Source organism: Mesorhizobium sp. WSM4847, assembly GCF_055811335.1.
In genome coordinates this window covers 46,495-64,555 of the sequence record NZ_JBVVPY010000026.1, presented here as the reverse complement: position 1 = coordinate 64,555, position 18,061 = coordinate 46,495, and the positions used below count along the sequence as shown (strand labels likewise).

At 61.2% G+C, this 18,061-nt stretch carries 12 protein-coding genes; 1 reads left to right on the top strand and 11 read right to left on the bottom strand.

Annotated elements, in window-relative coordinates; genetic code table 11:
* Positions 1-81: 81 nt before the first annotated feature.
* The 10 genes from AC0L28_RS28815 to AC0L28_RS28770 all read right to left on the bottom strand — a co-directional run bounded on the left by AC0L28_RS28815 (position 82) and on the right by AC0L28_RS28770 (position 15,475).
* Positions 82-3,474: a TM0106 family RecB-like putative nuclease gene (locus tag AC0L28_RS28815; RefSeq protein WP_473481574.1), complete on the bottom strand. Its 3,393-nt coding sequence runs from the start codon at positions 3,472-3,474 to the stop codon at positions 82-84.
* A gap of 212 nt (positions 3,475-3,686) precedes the next feature.
* Positions 3,687-6,716 (bottom strand): helicase C-terminal domain-containing protein, encoded by a 3,030-nt coding sequence (locus tag AC0L28_RS28810; protein ID WP_473481573.1) that lies wholly within the window; start codon positions 6,714-6,716, stop codon positions 3,687-3,689.
* Positions 6,717-6,850: 134 nt separating this feature from the next.
* A complete protein-coding gene (locus AC0L28_RS28805) occupies positions 6,851-8,545 on the bottom strand; it encodes a phospholipase D family protein (protein WP_473481572.1) in 1,695 nt (564 codons plus the stop codon).
* A 67-nt stretch (positions 8,546-8,612) separates the two neighbouring features.
* Positions 8,613-9,605 carry a DUF6361 family protein gene (locus AC0L28_RS28800; protein WP_473481571.1) on the bottom strand — a complete coding sequence of 331 codons (993 nt, stop codon included), beginning with the start codon at positions 9,603-9,605 and terminating at the stop codon, positions 8,613-8,615.
* Complete coding sequence (locus tag AC0L28_RS28795) at positions 9,521-9,841, bottom strand: DUF6361 family protein (protein WP_473481570.1); 321 nt, start codon at positions 9,839-9,841, stop codon at positions 9,521-9,523. The genes AC0L28_RS28800 and AC0L28_RS28795 overlap by 85 nt, the downstream gene beginning before the upstream one ends.
* Before the next feature lie 317 nt (positions 9,842-10,158).
* Positions 10,159-11,529 carry a hypothetical protein gene (locus AC0L28_RS28790; RefSeq protein WP_473481569.1) on the bottom strand — a complete coding sequence of 457 codons (1,371 nt, stop codon included), beginning with the start codon at positions 11,527-11,529 and terminating at the stop codon, positions 10,159-10,161.
* Positions 11,530-12,173: 644 nt separating this feature from the next.
* A complete protein-coding gene (locus AC0L28_RS28785) occupies positions 12,174-13,613 on the bottom strand; it encodes a recombinase family protein (protein WP_473481568.1) in 1,440 nt (479 codons plus the stop codon).
* Complete coding sequence (locus AC0L28_RS28780) at positions 13,610-13,792, bottom strand: hypothetical protein (protein WP_473481567.1); 183 nt, start codon at positions 13,790-13,792, stop codon at positions 13,610-13,612. The genes AC0L28_RS28785 and AC0L28_RS28780 overlap by 4 nt, the downstream gene beginning before the upstream one ends.
* A gap of 414 nt (positions 13,793-14,206) precedes the next feature.
* On the bottom strand, positions 14,207-14,734 hold the full coding sequence (locus tag AC0L28_RS28775; protein WP_473481566.1) for a helix-turn-helix domain-containing protein: 528 nt from the start codon (positions 14,732-14,734) through the stop codon (positions 14,207-14,209).
* 96 nt (positions 14,735-14,830) lie between these two features.
* Positions 14,831-15,475, bottom strand: coding sequence for a hypothetical protein (locus AC0L28_RS28770; RefSeq protein WP_473481565.1), 645 nt, complete (start codon positions 15,473-15,475; stop codon positions 14,831-14,833).
* Positions 15,476-15,593: 118 nt separating this feature from the next.
* Between AC0L28_RS28770 and AC0L28_RS28765 the strand changes: the two genes are divergently transcribed.
* Positions 15,594-15,839 carry a helix-turn-helix domain-containing protein gene (locus AC0L28_RS28765; protein ID WP_473481564.1) on the top strand — a complete coding sequence of 82 codons (246 nt, stop codon included), beginning with the start codon at positions 15,594-15,596 and terminating at the stop codon, positions 15,837-15,839.
* Between the two features lie 165 nt (positions 15,840-16,004).
* On the opposite strand, the gene AC0L28_RS28760 is transcribed toward AC0L28_RS28765, so the two are convergent.
* Positions 16,005-17,948 carry a tetratricopeptide repeat protein gene (locus AC0L28_RS28760; protein WP_473481594.1) on the bottom strand — a complete coding sequence of 648 codons (1,944 nt, stop codon included), beginning with the start codon at positions 17,946-17,948 and terminating at the stop codon, positions 16,005-16,007.
* Positions 17,949-18,061: the final 113 nt, after the last annotated feature.

Here is an 18,061-nt window from a genome sequence, read left to right as displayed (position 1 = left end):
TCTTGGCGGCCTTGATATGCGGCGTCGAGTGCCCGGACACTCTTCCTCGTCGCCACATTTCAACGGCCACCTGCGAAACGGCTATGGATCGACCACATCGGCCATTTCCAGGTAGCGGCAGAAGCCATTGGCGAGCTGCATCTGGCGCGGCGTCCGGCATTCCGGTTCGAACACGTCCGGAGTGGCCACGAGAATGCACAGTGCCTTGGCGCGCGAGGTGGCCACGTTGAGGCGGTTTGTGCTGTAGAGGAACTCCATTCCGCGCGGGGCGTCGGCATGACTGGACGTCGTGATGGAATAGATCACGATGGGCGCCTCCTGCCCCTGGAATTTATCAACCGTCCCTACCCGCGCGCCGGGGAGGCGCGCCTGGATTTCGAAGACCTGCGCGTTGTAGGGCGCGATAACCAGGATGTCGGCCCAGGTAAGCGACGCCTCGTTGCCCTCGCGGTCGCGCCAACCTGCACCTGAAGCAAGGATCCCGGTCACAATATTGCGGATGCGGTCGGCCTCCTCCGGGCTGGAATTCTGGTTGCCGCTGTGCTGCACCGCGACATAGCGCAGGCCGCTCCCGCCAAGCGGGCCGCCCATCAGGATGGCCTGGTTCTCGAGACCGGGACGGGGAAGGAGGCGGCTTTCGTAGAACAGTTCGGAGGTGAAACGGCAGATGTCGGGGTGGAGGCGCCAGGTCTGGTCGAGGAACAGGCCCTCGTCCTCGGCGATGGTCTGCCGTCCGCCGAGAAGGTGGTCGAGGGCCGAGACCTCCGTACCCTCGGGGTGCGAGCCCTGCATCGGCTGCTCAAGCTGCTGTGGATCGCCAAGCAAGACAAGGCTGGCTGCGGCCGGCGATATGGCAAGCACATTGGCTAGCGACATCTGCGCGGCCTCGTCCACGAACAGCACGTCGACGAGGCCGGCCGCATCGGGCCGGGCCCACAGGAACCCCGTGCCGCCAAGGACGTGGTAGCCGCTTGCAAAGGCGCCGAGGGCCTCGGGGTTCTTCGTGGTGAAGGTGAGGTGCGGGACATTGTCTTCCGCATCCGTGACCTTGTGCAGGCACTGCAGGTCGAAGTTTTCCTTCGCTGCTTCCTCGGCGGCCTTCGCGAGCAGGTTGCGAATGACCTTGTGGCTGTTGGCGGTCACCCCGACGCGAAGGCCGGCCCTGACCAGCGCAAGGATCGCGTAGGCGCCGGTATGGGTCTTGCCCGCGCCAGGCGGTCCCTGGATGGCGAGCACGCCCTGCAAGGCCGGGACGAGGCGGCAGGCCGCATCGACCGGGCTCTCGCCTGGCTGGCGCAGCGCCGCGCCGCCGGCATCGGGCGGCCGCCGCAGCAGCAGATCGCGCGCCGCCTGGTAGGCACCGGGACCGGCGATGCCATGATCGGCCACGTACTCACCGATCTGCACCAGGGACTCGGCCAGGACAGCCGTGTCGATGTAGGTATGGGCGAAGATCGCTTCGGCGTGAAAACCGGCAGTGTCGCCCCGCTTCTTGATGTCGATGAAGCGATGTTCCAGGTCGACGCCCTCGACCTTGCCGAATCGCTCGCCGCCGACGCTGCGCAAATCCTCCCCGCCGCGAAACTCCGCATCCTGGGAGGGAAATCGATAGCGGTGGATAGGAGCCTTGGCGGTTCCGCCCACGGTATCCACGAATTCGAGGCCGGCGATGCCTGCCCGCTCGTCCCCCAGCTCGTCCGCGGACAGCGCTGCCAGCCGGAAATATTCCCACCAGGTCGCCTTCTCTTCCCGGCGATGCCAGTCGAGCACGTTCGCCAGCACGTAGAGCGCCTGCTGCTCGGCGCTGCGCTCCGCGGCGTCCACCGGAATGCCATCGGTCAATTTGGCCACGACTGCGTCGATCCGCGCCTGCCAGGCTGTAATATCCGGGGGAGCATCCTCTCCAGGCGGAGCCGGCCGGGGAATCTCCTCGCCTGAGGCGACCGCGCCAGTCCGCAGGCGCTCCAGCCAGTCCCGAAGCCGCTCCGTCGAGACACAGTCATCTTGGTTGTAGCCGGTAACGACGGCCCGATCTTCCGCATTGATGCCGCCCGCATCGCCGAGCTCCAGGCGGGCCTGGACCTTGCTCAAGGCATAATTGGCATCGGGCAGCAATACCGCGCGTACGAATTTGTAGAGCGGCTCCAGCTTCTTGATGGAATAGCTCTCGACGCTGGCGCGGATGGCATGGCGGACCACCGCGTAGAGATCGACCAGGACTTGCCCGCGCAGCAGCGTGTCGATCTCTTCCTCGCGCGTAGCGTAGCGCCCCATCAGGCGTTTAAGCGCGCCCGCCTCATAGGCCGCGTAATGATAAATGTGCATGCCGGGATGGTGCGCTCGCCGCTCGATCACGAAATCGACGAAGCGTTCAAAGGCGGCCTTCTCATCGGCCGGCGTGAGACACCAGTCGGCGACGTAGGTGAGCGCGCCCCCCGCGTCCTTGAAGGCATAGCCGAAGAGATATTCGAGGCCACCTTCGCCGACGAAGGGGTCGCCTTCGAGATCGAAGAAGATGTCGCCGTCATCCGGCTCCGGCAGGCGGCACAGACCAAAGCCCGGTTCTATCGGCAGCACTTCATGGAGCACCTGCCCGGCCCCGCGCCCCGTGACCTGGATCCGGGCCTGCTCCCGGATGCGATTGTAGGACGAAGCGGCGCCGCGCTCCGGCTTCCACGGCAGCCGAAGGGGGAGCTCGGCCAGCGCAGTCATGGTGGCCACGTCGTGGCCGGCGAGCTCGCCGCGCTGCACGGCCGTGATCCCGGCCACAAGGGAGAGGTGATCGTCCTGGTGGCGCTGGTTGTCGCATTGGCCCCGCCAGCCGCAGATATCGCAATGAGCGACCGGCTCCGGATAGGTGCCGCCGTTGCCGTTCAGGAAAGCCGCGAAACGTTCCCGGACATTGCGGTAGTAGGCGGCATAGTCGCTGACCCGAAAGGCCTCCGGCTCGAAGCCGGTAAGGGGCGCGACAACGTAGGCATATTCTGGAACGAGGCCCTGCACCTGCCCGACGAGGTCGGAATAGAGGCAGAGCTGCAGCACCGTCCCGCCCTTGGTTTCGCGGGCGAGCTTGGTGTCGACGACTTCATAGGACCAGCCGCCGAGATTGCTTGGCGTCTCGAGGCGCCGGAGGATGTCGGCCCGGCCCGTGAAGGGCGGCGCGCGCAGGGCAGCCTGCACGATGATCGGCGTGCCGGCGCGCATCGCCTCGATCGTGGCGGCCACTGAGGGGTCATCGATGCCCTTGCCCTCGATGACTGCGACTGCGAGGCCGGAAGCGCGCAGGTGATCGACAAAGGCCGCCTCGTGCGCGGCGCCGCGCTGCCGCAGGATGTCGAGCAGCGGGTCCAAGATCTTGGGCTTCGCAAGCGAGCCGTCCGCTACCTGGAGGTCAAACGCAGTCAGGTGGCCGCAGTTCAAGTGGCCGACCAGGTCGGAGGCGCTCAACTGCAATTCGGAGCCGATTCTCAGCATATACAAAGTCTACGCAGATTGATGACGGCCCGGCAATTCGACTGATATCGCGCTTTGTGCCGACCGGTACCGGATTCCCACGGCTCCCTCACGATGCAGACGATGGAACGAGGTCCAGTACCACTTCAGGGTTCAGCGCTCTTTCGCCTGGACGGCGTCTACGCCTCGCTGCGCGGCCCGTATGGGAAGATGAGCCACTCTGCCATCCTGGATCAAGTCAAACGGGGAGGCCGCAGATCAATCCTCCAGGCTGCAGCCTGGTCAGCGGTGACGCCGTTCCGTTCAAGATCGTCGAGCAGATCATCCGCGCGCGGCAAACCCATGGCAAGACGGTACGTCGCCAGCCTCGCGCGAAGGCGAGGCCAACCCTCCTCTTCGCGGCTGAAATCCAGAAACGGAATGATCCGTCTGATCCTGGTCGGGTTAGGCCCCGCTTCGAACAACCAGCAGGGCGACAGCTCGTTTTCCGGGTCGAGCGTCGCAGCTATGTCGAACAGCGTGCGCCAGGGATCCGGACTCGCCGCAGATAGTGCGCCGGCGAAGCCAGAAAGATTGATCGCTCGTGCGACATTCAGACGGACCGCATGGCCCTTGTACCGATGCACGCGCCCCTCGCGCTGCTCAAGCTCAACCGGCGATCTCGGCAGGTTCCAGTGAACCACTGCATGGCACCAGGGATGGAAGTCCAGTCCCTCCTGCCCGACTGCCGTCGACGCGAGGATGAACGGCCGGAACGGGGAGTTGAATGCAGCGCGGACCGCATCAAGGCGGCTGACCGCTCCGTCGGCCTCCTTCACCTCCGCAAATCGCGCGCCGTGCCGGCAACGCAGGGAAACGACGTCGGGCGTTGCCATCTTGTTACGTCGTCGCTCGAGACCGCTCACTTCGATAGAGGCACGACGCAGCGTGAGCGCCGAGTGGACCGCTATCGCGGCCATCTCCAGTTTCTTCGTGTCCGAGCCGTCGAACAGGGCGAGGCCATCGACTTCGAAATGCAAATGCTCGTCCAGCAAGGACTGGAGATTGCCATTGACGCAGTAATCCAGGGCTTGCTCCCAAAACACGCGCTTCCGGCCGGGATGCTCCAGTTGAATGGCCGCAGCCGCCTCGCTCTGGTTGAACAGGCTTTGGAACCCGCGGGCGATATAGAAGGCGCTGCGTCTGAGCTGCGGAACCAGAACAGGTCCGAAGGCCGTGCGGGAGAGCGCACGGTAAGCGCAATTGCCCGGGCCGGCCACCGCCAGCTTGGCGAGGACCCGGACGAGATCTCGAGGCCGTCTTCCGAGACTGCCGGGCTGTGCGAGGATCGCGGAGATCGCCTCCTTAACACGGTCTAGGTCACCCGGAATCACCTCCTTGGCGGCGAGGAAGGGATCGTCCATGCGCGACCAGTCCCGGTTCGCCGCGTCTCCTTCAAGAAGGAGCGGAGCTGCCCAATACCAGCGATCATCGACGCGCCCGGTGTGACCGCCCGAAGGAAGAGATCTGAGCGCCGTCCTGATCTTGTCACCGGTGCGGTTGAGAACGTCCTGCGCATCGACAGGGGCTCCTGCGGCGACCGCATGAACCAGCGGATCGCCCCATTGTGCCATGCGCGGCCCGGACAACAGAAGCGCCAGAGGAACCATCGCCAAGGTGGGGTCACCCAGGGACTCATTGGCGCGACCAAGACGAAGCATGTTGCCCAGGGCCCCGAAACGCTTGTGCTGCTGGCCGAGCCCGGATTCTGCGCGGCGTTTGCGCGTTGAGCGCGAGGTGCGCAGCCCTGCCGCAAGCCGATGCTCGATCTCATAGGACGTCAGAGCCGCTATGGCATCGGGCGCAAGGCGCCATTCGGTGAAGATGAGTCGTTTCAGGTCCGGTGCTGTCCGGGAGAACTGCCCGCCTGGTTTGAGATAGGGCAGCGACGGCGGGATCCACAGCAGTCGCTCGACACCCAGCGGCATGGCATCCTCAATGAGATCGCGCAGCCGCGGCGAAGGACGCGCAATCACGTCGAGGCGTTTCAGTGCTTGGCGATCAAGCAGCAGCTGACCTCTTCTCGCCTGTTTCGCGACGAACCGGCGATCGGTCTCCGCCGCAACATTGATCGCGGCGTCCCGGAACTGATAGTCGCGCATGAAATCGAGGAAGAACGGAGCGGATTTCCAGTATTCGACGGGATCGTGCACTTGGAGCCGCCTTGCGATACGACGCGCGGCCATGGCGCCGCCGAGATCGCTGGCTGTGGGGGCAACGCTTCGCGCCTCCTCGGAGACCATGGCGTTGGCTACCGCCCTGGTACGCTCCGTGCGGCACATGATCTTGCTTAAGATGGACCGCGCATCGTCGCGCGCCGCGATGATCGCGCCGGGTTGTGGCGGTTGGGCCCGCAAGGCGCGCGCATAACGGTCAAGAGCCTCAGACAGAGCCGTCGCGATCGCTATGCCCGCAAGGAAACGCACCAGCGCCACCAGGTCGGCATAAGGCTTTTCGTCCGGGTCGAGCACCCCGCCTGGCATGCGGTACGGGGTTGCGGAGAGCAGGAGGACCCGCCTTTCAGGAATGTCCTGCGTCAGCAGGCGCTCGGCCAGCCGCACGCCGAAGTCTTGCTCGACATTCGCAAGGTCAAAGAGGGAAGCGAAGCGCTGGAATTCATCGACGATGACCAGCCCGTTGCTGGCAATGGCCACGGCGCTCTGCAGGGCAAGTTCTTTGCGCAATCGACCGACTAGTGCATCGCGCTTCTTTTTGAACAGCTGCCTTGCTTTCGCCCCCGATCCGATCGTCACCGCCTCGCCGGCAAGATCCCGTACCTGCGACTGGAGCGCTTCATCTTCCTGCAAGGCGGTTCGAAACGCCCTGACGACGGTCTGGTCGAGCGTTGATGCTTTCAGCCTCTCAAGTTCGCCCTGCCAGCTTCTATCCGAAACCTGCTGCATGATCGTCTGGAAGCCGGTGCTTCTGAACATGGTGCGCAGGCATCGATAGATAAGCGCGCGCTCGCGAATGGTGCCAGACCGGCCAGTCACCTTGAACGATGTGTCGGGCGTGAGCGCGATGTAGCGAATGCCGTTCAGCCCAGGCGGCTCGGCAGCAAGCAATGTCAGGCGCGTTGCCCTGGTGTTGCCGCCATGACCATGAACCTTCAGCCGCTTGAGGTTCTGGCTTGCGACGGGCTGGCTTGAGCACAGGTACACGATGTCAATGCTCTCGCCGGGTCTTCGGCGCAGCGCTTCGGCAAGAACTTCCCGGGCAACCATGGTCTTCCCCAGGCCGACCTCATCGGCGACCAGGAAACGGCGGGCCGGCTCGGCGTCGTCCCAGAACCGCTTGATGACATAGGCGATGGTCCTCGCCTGGAAGCGCGTCGGCTCGCTTCTGCCGGTTGACGGATTCATGGCTGGGCACCCGCCGTCTCGATGATGGCCGACCAGATCTTCAGGAAGCCTGGCGGAGCCACGTCTTCGAGTTCATCCGGCCCAAAGGCCTGGAGCGTTTCCTTGATCGACGCGAAGCGGGCTGGGTCATCGGCTGCGCAACGAATGAGCATTTCGAGAAGGCCCGATTGACCCGGTCTCCAGCCTATGGACTGACCTTCGGCCCCGCCTGTATCGGTAACTGCGTCAAGTGCCTGGAAGTCGCCCAAGAGGGTCCTGAGGAAATCCGAAAACATCCGATTGTTGGAAAGCAGAGCCTTCAGCGCCGCGTGGCGCCGCGCCCCCCATTCGACCCCGCGCACTTCGAGATTGAGAACGAACGCGATGGGCCCGTCGGGCCCATCGGCTTCGAAGACAGTGAAGCCGGTGACCTCGGCAAGTTCGAGCGTACCGGGGAGCCGGGCTGCCTCCCCAACGGTTAGGGCGCCCGCGCAGTCGCCCGCGCGGGCGCTAGCCAGCGTTGCGGGGCGAAAGCGGAGGTTAGGCAGTAGCGTTGCGATATCGGGGTGCGGCGCTTGCGGGATAAGGCTTAACTGCCAGCCGAGCTCTCCAAGACTGCAGGCCAGATGGAGCTGAGCCGCCAGCAGATAGTATCGGGCGGGACGGTCGTCGAAGGGTTCAGAAAGCGGCTCGCCTCCCGGCTCCGGTTCAAAGTCTTCCAGCACGCTGCCGAGGCTGCTTCGCTCCAACAGCGTATCGATACCGGCCGCGCCAATCGCCCTGGTGCAGTCGAAACTCACCATGAACTCGACGTTCCGGCCGGAGATGGCGGCGGAGGTGGCATTCATCGACCCTAGCGCCATGCGAACCTTCGAGCGATTTTCCCACAACAGGATCTTGGCATGGACCCCATTGGCGCGCGGCGCGTCGGTAACGTCACCTGGAGGCACCAGTACCATCGGCCGATCGAACTTGCCGCTAATGGCGGGCCAGCAACGCTCGAGGGCCAAGGGGCGCGACACGAGAAACGGGCGGGTTCTTGCCGATTGCGTGAGCTTCCTGATCGCACCAGGGGTGAGAAAGGGCGAAATGACAGCGAGCCGTTCGCTCTCGGGTTGGTCCCAGGCGCGTCCGGGTTGGCTGCCGACGAGATGGAACGCAGGCGCCCCCATTCCGGAAGGCATCTTCCATTTCGCTGTCTCGACCTCCTTGGCAAGTTCCAGCAGCAGGGCGCGCCGCTTGGCGTCGAGGGGACGACGGCATCGGCCGGGCAGAAGACGCAGAAGCGCGCCAAGATCATTGGTTGTGGGCGCGGCAGCCGCAACGGTGCTATCCAGAACGATGCCAGCATCCCAGGAGGCGTCGCCAGTCAGGTTGCGGCTCATGATTGCCGTACGCAGCAGCGATCGGCCGGACTCCGCATGCTTGAAGCGCATAACCCAGACTTTGGGATGAAAACTGCCACCGTTCGGCGCCGAGACCTCGTGGACCATCTCCTCAGCTTCAATGATCGCGGGTGGAGTGAGTTCGGCTGGGTGAATCGCAGCGCCCTGGCAAAAAATGGCTGTGCGGCCGCAGATACGCTTCAGCGCGGCAAGATCGGCAGCCGTAAAAATTCCGGTCAGCCGCTTGGGTCCGCCCGAGCTATCGACCAGCATGGCTGCAGGCAGCGAAAGGATCGTGTCAAGCGACGCCGAATAGGTGGTCGCCACAAGGCAATCCAGTAGGAAGCCACTTGGCGGACGCAGGATATCGTAGAAGGACAATCGGCTCTGCGGCTCAAGCATCGGCAGGCGCTGCCAAGTCGTTGAGGCAGCTGCGCGCGACAAACCAGCGGAAATCCATCCGCTGGCTTCCAGACTCGCCTCTCCATCGCTCGCGCTGGTTGGCCGAGCGGATGCGCGACGTCCCACTGCTCGTTTTGAGGTAGACTTCCCGATTGCTCACCAGCAGGCTCGCGGCGGGGTCATCGAGCAATTTTAGCGGCTCGCCGCACAACTGCGTCCATCGCCGGACGAAGGCTATCGCTCGATCGTCGATCCCGTGACGGGTGATCGCCCCCAAGGCCTGCAGCTCCGGGATGCGTCGGTCGAGCAGTGTAACATCCGCCGGGTTTAGCGCTTCTGCCCAGCCAAGGAAGGCGGCGGCATGGGCCGAGCGCAGGCGCTCAGTGCTTTCGTTCGATGGTATCAGGCGCGCAACGCAGACATTGTAGAGGATTGCAGCGCCGTACATGATCTGGGCGAAAGCGGCACCCAGCATGACCATATCCCGCGCCTCGGCCTTGAGGCCGCTTATCCGAGGATGGTCCCAGAGGGCTTGCGCATCGGTCTTGTGGCGATAGCGCGCGAACGTCCCGAACAGATTGTATTCGTGACCACGTCCGGCCGGATCCACGCAGCCGTTTACAAGGCGGGAGCGCAGGAAGTCAGCTTCCGCTACGTTGAGGGCGAAATCGAGCTCGACCCCTGGAAAGCCCTTCGGGGGTGGAGGGCGTTCAGGATCGAAGCCGAGGTCAACTGATGTTTTCGCGGCGTCCTCGCCCAAACTGTCGGTTCGGCCTACGCTGCGGCTTGCCGCGGCCTGCCGAGCCCAGCGCTGGCGGTTGCCGCGCGTGCGACGCATGCCGAGCACAAGGAGACCGTTCCAGTAGATTTCGCTTGGCGTGCGCTTGAGATCTTCCTTGCTCAGGATCCCGATGACGCCATGGCCCTCGCCGAGGTGCTCGAGCGAATGGATGAGGGTCTCTTCGCTCTCCCGCAACCTGGCCATACGCGATCGGCTTCGCCATGCGACGCCGCGATTTCGCAGCACCACTGGACGAAAAGAAAGTAGCGCACACGCTGCTGGATCGTAGAAAGGCCGGGAAAGAAAAGGTCGGCGAAACTGTCCCTTATCGCGCCAACACCAAGTTCATCGCGAGCATCATGTCCCTTGGCAGCGCCCAGGGCACGCAGGATTGCGTCCTCCTGCCGCGGATCGTGATCTACCCACCCTAGAAAATTCATTCTTGTCCCCGCGGCAAGCATTAGGATGCCGAAGCCAAAACAGCAAGACACCTCCTCATGCTTTGAAAACTATATTTTGGAATTGTATTTGGCGTCACAACAGCAAGAGAAGCCGACCATCGGTCTTGCTGCCGGCGACTGCTGATCTGATGACGCCGCGCGAACGGACAGGTGTGTTCGCTACCTGTCCGCGCAAGGTCTGCACCTTTCCAGGCCGATTCAACTACAACAGCTGTAATGGCTTCCGGCGCCTGTCCGCGGTTGTTCGGCGAGGGAGCCGCCGTGCGACGGCGCGAGCATCTCACGAAATTGGCGTCTCAGTCAGAATTCCTCGCCGGTCCTGCAGCGCGATCACCGTTCCAGTTTCCACCCAATCCAGATTCCTTGATCCAATCGTAGCGTGTAGTCGCAGTGGCGAGGCCCTTCTCCTCATCAATCAACCAGTACTCGAGTTCGATAGGAGGCAGGTAGCCAAGGTGCCCGTCCTCCTCATCCTCGGACCCCTTACGCGTCTCTTCGAAGCCCACCTTGGCCGATCTAGAAGAGATATCGAGGAACCTAGGGCCAATGAGGGCATCGATCTGCATGAGACGGCGGCGCATCCACGCGACCATAGCCTGTACCCGACAAGCGTCTTCTGCCGCCACGTTCTCCAGGTGGGATAGAACCGAGGACAGTTTAGCGCGCTCGACCAACTGCTCGTGGACTGCATCCACAAACTCCATGCGCCGTTTTTCCCGTGCTTCAAAAGCCGCCCGGCGAAGGCGTTGGACTTCGGCTTCTTTCCAGGCGCGGGCGCGCGCTTCCTCTGCCCGCCTTCGTTCCTTTTTCATGGCGGCGTGCTCGGCGAAACCGGCGAGCACTTCCGGCAGCATGTTCTCCAGCGTCCGCGTCTTGCCATCTGCATAGGTCCGCCGGAGACCGGAGTAGGCGTTGGCATCGATGATGATAGCCAGACGGCCTGATGGGGTGTGGTCATACTTCGGCCAGGGCCGGCTGGCATTGCCCCAACTCGCCCACCGATCCCGCTCTTTCAGCTCCGCGGCTGTGGGTTCATGCTGGATCTTCTGCGACTGCTCCTCGAGACTGAAAGTGATGAGCTCATCATCGACCACCAGCGCCAGGCCGTTCGCCGTCGCTTCTGTGAGGTATCCCTGCGCCTTAGCGATGAACACGAATTGGCTTAGGACTTCGATGGCTCGCTTGATCGATGCTGGTGCGATCGTCAGCGGCACGACGCCTTGGCCTCGGGCATTTGCAAAACCCTGCTCGTCGGAGCGGGTCTTCGAGATTGCACGTCGAGTAGCTGCAAGGATCTTTAGTTCAGGGAAAGGCAGTTCCGAGTCTGTTGGTCCTGTGGCGGCTTTCGGTGCCCGCTTCACCTGCTGTTCAAGTGACGTCCGTGCTCTGTCCTTTGCTGATCGAACACTCCCTGGCAGCCGCTGCACCATACTGCCGACGATTCGGACCTGAGCAAGTTGTGGATCGGCCAGCTTTGGCAACTCGGGTTTCGTAACCGGCTTGCCGTGTTCGAGCTTCGCCCAATAGCCGAGCGGAGGCGTTGGAATGCGGTGGCGGCTACACGTCTTCTTCAACGCAGTCCCGGTGATCCCGTAGTCTGCGGCCACCTTGATCAACGGCTTCGACCACACTCGCGTGTACAGCTCTTCACGGGAAACGGTATGCACGTTCGACCTCGCTGACTCGTTGAACATGGTCAGATTGGTCGATCGGCGGCACGTTCAAGACTCGGGACGCGATCGAGGCAAGAAGTCGAGAGATGCACCCTATCCGTCCCGAAATGGGCGGCCTTCGGTCGCCGTCGTCATCGAGCAGACTTCGCTCACATTTTTTCCACAAGAGGGTTTGCGGCGAAATTGGTACGGTCTCTTGTGCTTCCGCGGTGCTTCCGCGCGAAAAGAGCGAGGACACATGCCAAAATCATCTTCGACTAACTAGGCGATATTTATGTTTAAATTGGCGCACCCGACAGGATTCGAACCTGTGACCTCTGCCTTCGGAGAACATCGGTTCCTTCGCCAAAATTGAAAAATTTCGACTAAGCCGCGTGCCGCCGGTTAGAAGAACGCCTCTTCGATAGTGGGTCTAGCGATGTAGCGTTCTCCCGCTACCACTTCCAACCCACTATCGTACGTAACGGCAGCGTTGAAGCGGCTGCCTAGTCCGGTAGGCTTTTCAGTATACCGTGCATTGGGGAATGCGGCCCCGCCTATCAGGGCGGCAAGCTTGCCCTTGACCTCAATTTCGAAGCCCTCACGTGCCCGCTTGGGGTGCACGGTGACACTATGAACAAGTCCTCGAAGGTTTTGGATCAGCGGGCCACGGTCTCAGCAGCAGTTGCGTGGTCGGCCAACGCCTTTGAAAGGCCGTCGACGGTTTCGATGTAACGCTGCAAGGTCGCAGGGTGGAGAGCTACAGGTGACGGCGGCTCATCGAGACCGGAGAGCTGTGCCTCTACCTCGGAAAGCTGCGTCTTGAGTTCTGCAATACGCTTCTTGGCATCCTCTTCAGCAATGACGCTCCTGATCACAAGATCGATCGTGCGCTGCCGTTCGCCTTCTATCCGATCGCGCTTGCCTTGCAGCGCTGTGCGCATCGCATTCGCCTGGGCGGACAATTCTCGGCGCTCTTGGTTGTATCTGCGGATGTATGCCTCGATGAGGTCGGGAGCTTTCAGTTGGTCGCGCATGCCATCAAGGACCGCCTTTTCGATCTCGGGCAGATAGATGATGCGCCGATTGGAGCAGCTCCCGCTTTCTCGAACTGCCGAGCACCGAATACGCGTCTTGCCTGTCTTATCACGATCGTGAACCGACAGACCTGAACCGCAAACGCCGCAGCGGAGCAGGCCGGACAACAGGTGAGCTGGCCGACGCTTGACATGAGAGGTTGCGTTCACCCTCATTGCTTTGCGAGCCTGCGCCTTGTGCCAAGTTTCGTCTTCGATGATGCGCAAATGCGCAACTTCTTTCGTCTGCCATTGGTCCTTTGGATTTGGCCTGGAGACACGCTTGCCAGTATCGGGGTTCTTCACCATTCGGACCTTGTTCCAGACGATCCGACCGACATAGAGCTCGTTGAAGAGCAGACCTACGCCGCGCTGTGCATTTCCGTTGATGGTGGAACCGTTCCACCGTATCCCTCGCGGTGGCGCTATCCCATCCCGGTTGAGGTCACCGGCCAGGTCACGTGGAGCGCGACCGGCCGAATAAGCGGCAAAGATACGCCGGATAACGTCTGCCTCCTCTTGGACGATCTCGAGTTCGCCAGGATGGCCCAAGACCGGTCGATAGCCATAGGCCCGGCCTCCGGCATGACGTCCATCACGGACGACTCCAGCCATACCCCTACGGACTTTCTTTGCGCCATCCTCCCTCTGCATCTGACCGACAAGTCCACGAATACCAATAAGCACCGCATCGGCGATACCGTCATGAACAGCCTGGATTTCAATGTCGAGAAACGAGAGACGTTTGTGAAGACCTGCGAGATCCGCCATGTCGCGCGATAGGCGATCGAGCGCCTCGACGACGACGATGTCGAACGCGTTCTGGCCCGCAGCTTCCATCAGGCGCATCAGCGCGTCGCGACCCAATATAGATGAGCCGGAGCGCGCCTTGTCCTCGTAGACCGCAACGATAGCCAGACCGTTGCGCGCTGCGTAAGCACGGCACAGCGCAATCTGGTCTTCAGTGGATTTTTCGTTCTGCAGCTCGGTCGAAAAGCGTGCGTAGACAGCGGCCCGCCTCATGTGTCGGAAGCCTTCTTCTTGCAGCGATCTGCATCCATGGCAGCATTTCCGTCAGCGGAAGCGCCGACGGATTTTAGATGATCGCCTCTGGCATCGGCGATGGCGAGTGCTTCGACAAACTTAAGCATGGCTGTGCGAAGCTCCTCCGGCGCTACCGCTGGGGCGGTTTCGCGCAGCAATCCACCATCGCGTCTGTGTCGTGCCGACTTCACGAAGCCGAGCATCACTAACACGACCGGCGATAAAAGGGGCACAACCCGTCGATCGTGCACTTGGGACCCTTCGGCGCGGAAATCGGATAGTCGCCGAACTGGCGAAGCTAGATCGCACGGGCTGCAGCCGTGCTGCTGGGAAGCCTATGGCAGGAACTTGGGATGCGTTCGGAAGCTTTTTCATGCAACGCTCCCATCATCGCCATAGGCAACAACAGGGCCACTTTCTCCCGGCCTGCGGCGATGTAGCCGTTGTCGAGGTCTCTTCGTGAAACACTCGCTCGACCATCCCCTCCTTGGCGGTGCGGATCGAAGCGACAGCGCGAACTTCGCCATTCCAGCCGTCGAAGGGAACTCGTTGAGCTTTGCCATAACTGCCGGTCAAGCCGGCCTGCATTCGACCGGCATGGGTCCGCTGGACCTTGCGCTCTCCTGCTTTGGGTCGATGACTGCCAGTTCCTCTCCTAATGCTGCGATTAAAGACGACACCCGACCTCGCACTCGCGGATGGAGATGCACAAGCCTTTCAATCAGGCGTCGACCTTCCGCGCTGGCAATAAAATTGATGCGTTCGTCGACCGGCAGCGGAGGAGGATCACGATCGGTCTCATTGCCCGGCAGGCCTTCGAAGAAGCGGCCGACCGGAACACCTAGTGAACTAGCGATCTCGTAGAGCATGGAAGCGCTCACGCGGTTTCTCGCGTTCTCATATTTTTGAAGCTGCTGAAAACTGATGCCTATAGATCGGGCAAGCTGGGCCTGCGATACGTCCGACTGCACGCGAACCGCGGCGATCTGCCGGCCCACATATTGATCAGCAGGGTGCGGGCCACTCTCGATTCCATGGTTTACCGGTGCGTTGGAGAGGCTGCGGCGCCCTGGCTCCGCAAATGCTTTTCGGAACTGCATCAGTCGCTCCATATGTAGAGAGTTTGTCTCGGTAAGCCTCCGCGAAGATCACCAAACCGACGAAGGATCGCGATTTCGGCACCTTATTGCCGAAGTTCAGCTCGAGACTTTCTGCTCTCTAATCCGAGTTATATCGTCTAAGGCCGAGCGGATCTGTGGCCACGGGGGCTCACTGTCATGTAGCGAATATTCCCCTTCCCTAAGCGCTGCATTTAGCTTGGCGGCTATACCGGCGAGCGACGTTGCAGGAACTTGGGATAAGGCTTCGAGTAATTCCTTCGCCCGCTCGCCAGCTTCGCGCTCAGCAAGTAAAGCTGTCGAATAACCGATCTCCCTAGCGGCGGCATCCCAGCGCGCCTGATTGGCTACGATTTCAGCTTCAGCTTGGGTGCGGGCCACTGTGTTAGCCGGACGAACACCCAGCAATTCCTGGAGGGCTCCAAGAGAGTGAACCGTCACGCTCTCGCCGTCGGATAACTTCACTGTAGTCCAAGGGAAACCAACGGTCTCGATAAGTACCCTCTCCAGCCGCTGCTGCTGATTGCAAAGCCGTTCAGCCTCTTCCCAAGCCGCCTGCCATCGTTTCCACACCGCCACCGCAGGATCAGTGGCGTCATCACCCTCCAAGTCGATGCGAGCAAACGATGTAGCCTGCGTCGCCGCCATTGCGGTTGCTGTTCCCGCAAGCACCTTCCTGCGGGTGACGAAAGGCAAAGTCGTGTTATTGTCGGAATCAGCCATGATCCGAGCTCCGCAAAGCGTGGGCGTGGTTAGACTGTTGGAAGCGGGGAACCACCTCCAACGGCCGTTACCTAAAACAAGCATATTTGCACTTTTTGTGCAACAGGGCATTTGAACAATGAAGGTAAGTGCGGCCCAAGTTCGCGCGGCCCGTGGGCTTCTCGACATTTCTCAACAGGAACTGGCGGATCTATCCAAGGTAAGTTTGAGGACGATCGCGCAGTTCGAACGTGGTTTGAAACCAGCATCTGAATCAATCCTGCAAGCGCTGAAGCTATCGCTCGAAGCAGCCGGAATGGAATTCATTCCAGAGAATGGCGGTGGCCCTGGTGTGCGCTTGTCACGCGGTACCGCGAACACTTAGACGAAGGCGGCATCTACAGGCGCCTTTAGGATTATCCGTTCTCAATCAATGTCAGCAATGCGCCCCATGTCGGCCGTTAAAGTTAGTTGTGCCACCACCTGACAGCGGACATTACCGGCGACTGCGCTTGTAGTTGCGCCTGGAACGGACCTGCCCTCAACCAACTCATTTTCTGGGCATCATATTCAGGGTCATTGCTTCACTCTCCTCGTGGCCTGCTGATATTCGAGCCCCAGTCGCGGCTATTTGGGCCCCCATCCGATTGACAAGCGCGACATAACGGGGATGAGAGCGGAGCGAGTCGAGGTCGCTATCCTGACGCATCCAAGGCATGCGCAAAATGAGGTAGGCATGTGATGCAGTTATCTGACGTTCCAGGCAATCGATAGCCTGTTCCGCCTTGCCCAGCCTCGCATAAAAACAGCCTATGTTGTACTGAACCGCAATGTTGTCTCCGGCGAACATTTCAGCACGGGAGACCCACGACAGCGCGCGTTCAATCTCGCCAATTTCCGCCAGCATTGAGGCGCCGTAACATAGCGCGGTGGCATTGTCGGGATGCGCTTTGACTTCCTTTTCCACTCCCAGCACACCTTGCCTTGCTGCTTCCTTGGCGTCGTCGCTGCGGCCAAGTGAAACATAGACCATATTTAGATTGGTCCAGACCCGATAGTCATCGGGTGACAACGATACGGCACGCTGGTACAGCGCGGCAGCTTTCTCGTATTGACCTTGAATGAAACAATTCCGGCCGTAAGAGAAATAGGTATCGGAAGAACTGGCGTCTAACTCTAAAGCTCGCTCGAACTCCACTTCCGCCTCGGCATACCGGCCATTTACGAACAAGGCCCCGCCGCGTGATGCGTGGGCGTCGGCGAGACCTGGCTCAAGTTCCAGCGCCCGTGTGCTGTTGGAAAGGACTGCCTCGAAGCTGGCTTCGGGATCGTTGCAAGTCAACAGAAGCCACTCACAATCAGCCAAAGCGGCATAAGCGCGCGCATAATTTGGGTCAATTTCAACAGCTCTGGCAAACAGTCGCTGCGCTGTTTTGATAAACTTGGTCTCGACTCCCCTATTGAGGAACGACCTGCCCATCAACAACGTCTCGTAAGCCTCTGGGTTGTCGGTCGAGCGGTTTGTAATTGTCGCCAGTTCTTCGGGCAACAGCTTCACTTTGAGCACGTCGACAATGCTTTTGGATATCTCGTCCTGAAGGGCAAAGATATCGTCCAGCGTCCGGTCATACCGCTCGGCCCAGATATGGTCACCGCCACGACCATTGATTAGCTGAGCCGTGATACGCACTCGCCCTCCAGCCTTGCGTACACTTCCTTCCAGGACGTAGGCGACATTCAGCTTCTTCGCCACCTCCTCGATCAATACCGCCTTGCCCTTGAAGGTAAAGACGGTATTGCGCGCGACGACGGAGAGTCCGGACGCTTTCGAAAGGTCGGTGATAATGTCCTCGGTGATGCCGTCGGAAAAGTACTCCTGCTCGGGATCGCCGCTCATATTCGCAAAGGGCAGGACCGCAATCGAGGGTTTTTTCGGGAGTGCAGCCGCGGGTTGCGCCGCACGTCTGCCGGTCCCGCCTGTTCCGGCGCGATAAACCCGCACTGGCTTTGCAATGTTCTTGAGTGTTTGCTCGCCCAGATCATCGAACGCCAATGCCAGCTTGCCGGTGACATGATCGTGCACGGAGGCGGAGACGTAGATGCCGCCGGGCTCAGCCAGACCCTCCAGCCGCGCGGCCACGTTGACACCGTCGCCATAGAGATCACTGCCCTCGACGATGACGTCGCCCAGATTGATGCCGATACGCAGGACGATGCGGTAGGCCTCCGCCACGCTCTCGTTGGCCCCGGCAAAACCCCTCTGTAATTCGACGGCGCATTGGACGGCATCAACCGCACTGCCAAATTCCACCAGCACACCGTCGCCCATCACCTTGACCACGCGGCCGTGGTGCTGGGCAACCAATGGAACCAGAACATCGCGCCGCCGCGCTTTGAGAGCGGCCAGTGTGCCAGCCTCGTCGTGCTCCATGAGGCGCGAAAAGCCAACGACATCGGCAGCCAGAATCGCGGCAAGGCGGCGTTGGGTTCGAATACTTTCAGAAAACCCAGCATGTGGGAATGTATTGGTAATCTGGCGTGGAGTCTATCCACGCCCGACTTCCGAGATGGGTCAGATCGCGTCGATGCATGGGGGCGCCTGAACGT

Coding starts and splice junctions, on each gene's coding strand:
- AC0L28_RS28810 (WP_473481573.1), bottom strand. CDS start 6,716: ATGGTTGCCCGGGAAGTTCTTGCCGAAGCGCTGCGCCGAAGACCCGGC.
- AC0L28_RS28800 (WP_473481571.1), bottom strand. CDS start 9,605: ATGGCCAGGTTGCGGGAGAGCGAAGAGACCCTCATCCATTCGCTCGAG.
- AC0L28_RS28795 (WP_473481570.1), bottom strand. CDS start 9,841: ATGAATTTTCTAGGGTGGGTAGATCACGATCCGCGGCAGGAGGACGCA.
- AC0L28_RS28765 (WP_473481564.1), top strand. CDS start 15,594: ATGAAGGTAAGTGCGGCCCAAGTTCGCGCGGCCCGTGGGCTTCTCGAC.
- AC0L28_RS28815 (WP_473481574.1), bottom strand. CDS start 3,474: ATGCTGAGAATCGGCTCCGAATTGCAGTTGAGCGCCTCCGACCTGGTC.
- AC0L28_RS28775 (WP_473481566.1), bottom strand. CDS start 14,734: ATGCAGTTCCGAAAAGCATTTGCGGAGCCAGGGCGCCGCAGCCTCTCC.
- AC0L28_RS28785 (WP_473481568.1), bottom strand. CDS start 13,613: ATGAGGCGGGCCGCTGTCTACGCACGCTTTTCGACCGAGCTGCAGAAC.
- AC0L28_RS28770 (WP_473481565.1), bottom strand. CDS start 15,475: ATGGCTGATTCCGACAATAACACGACTTTGCCTTTCGTCACCCGCAGG.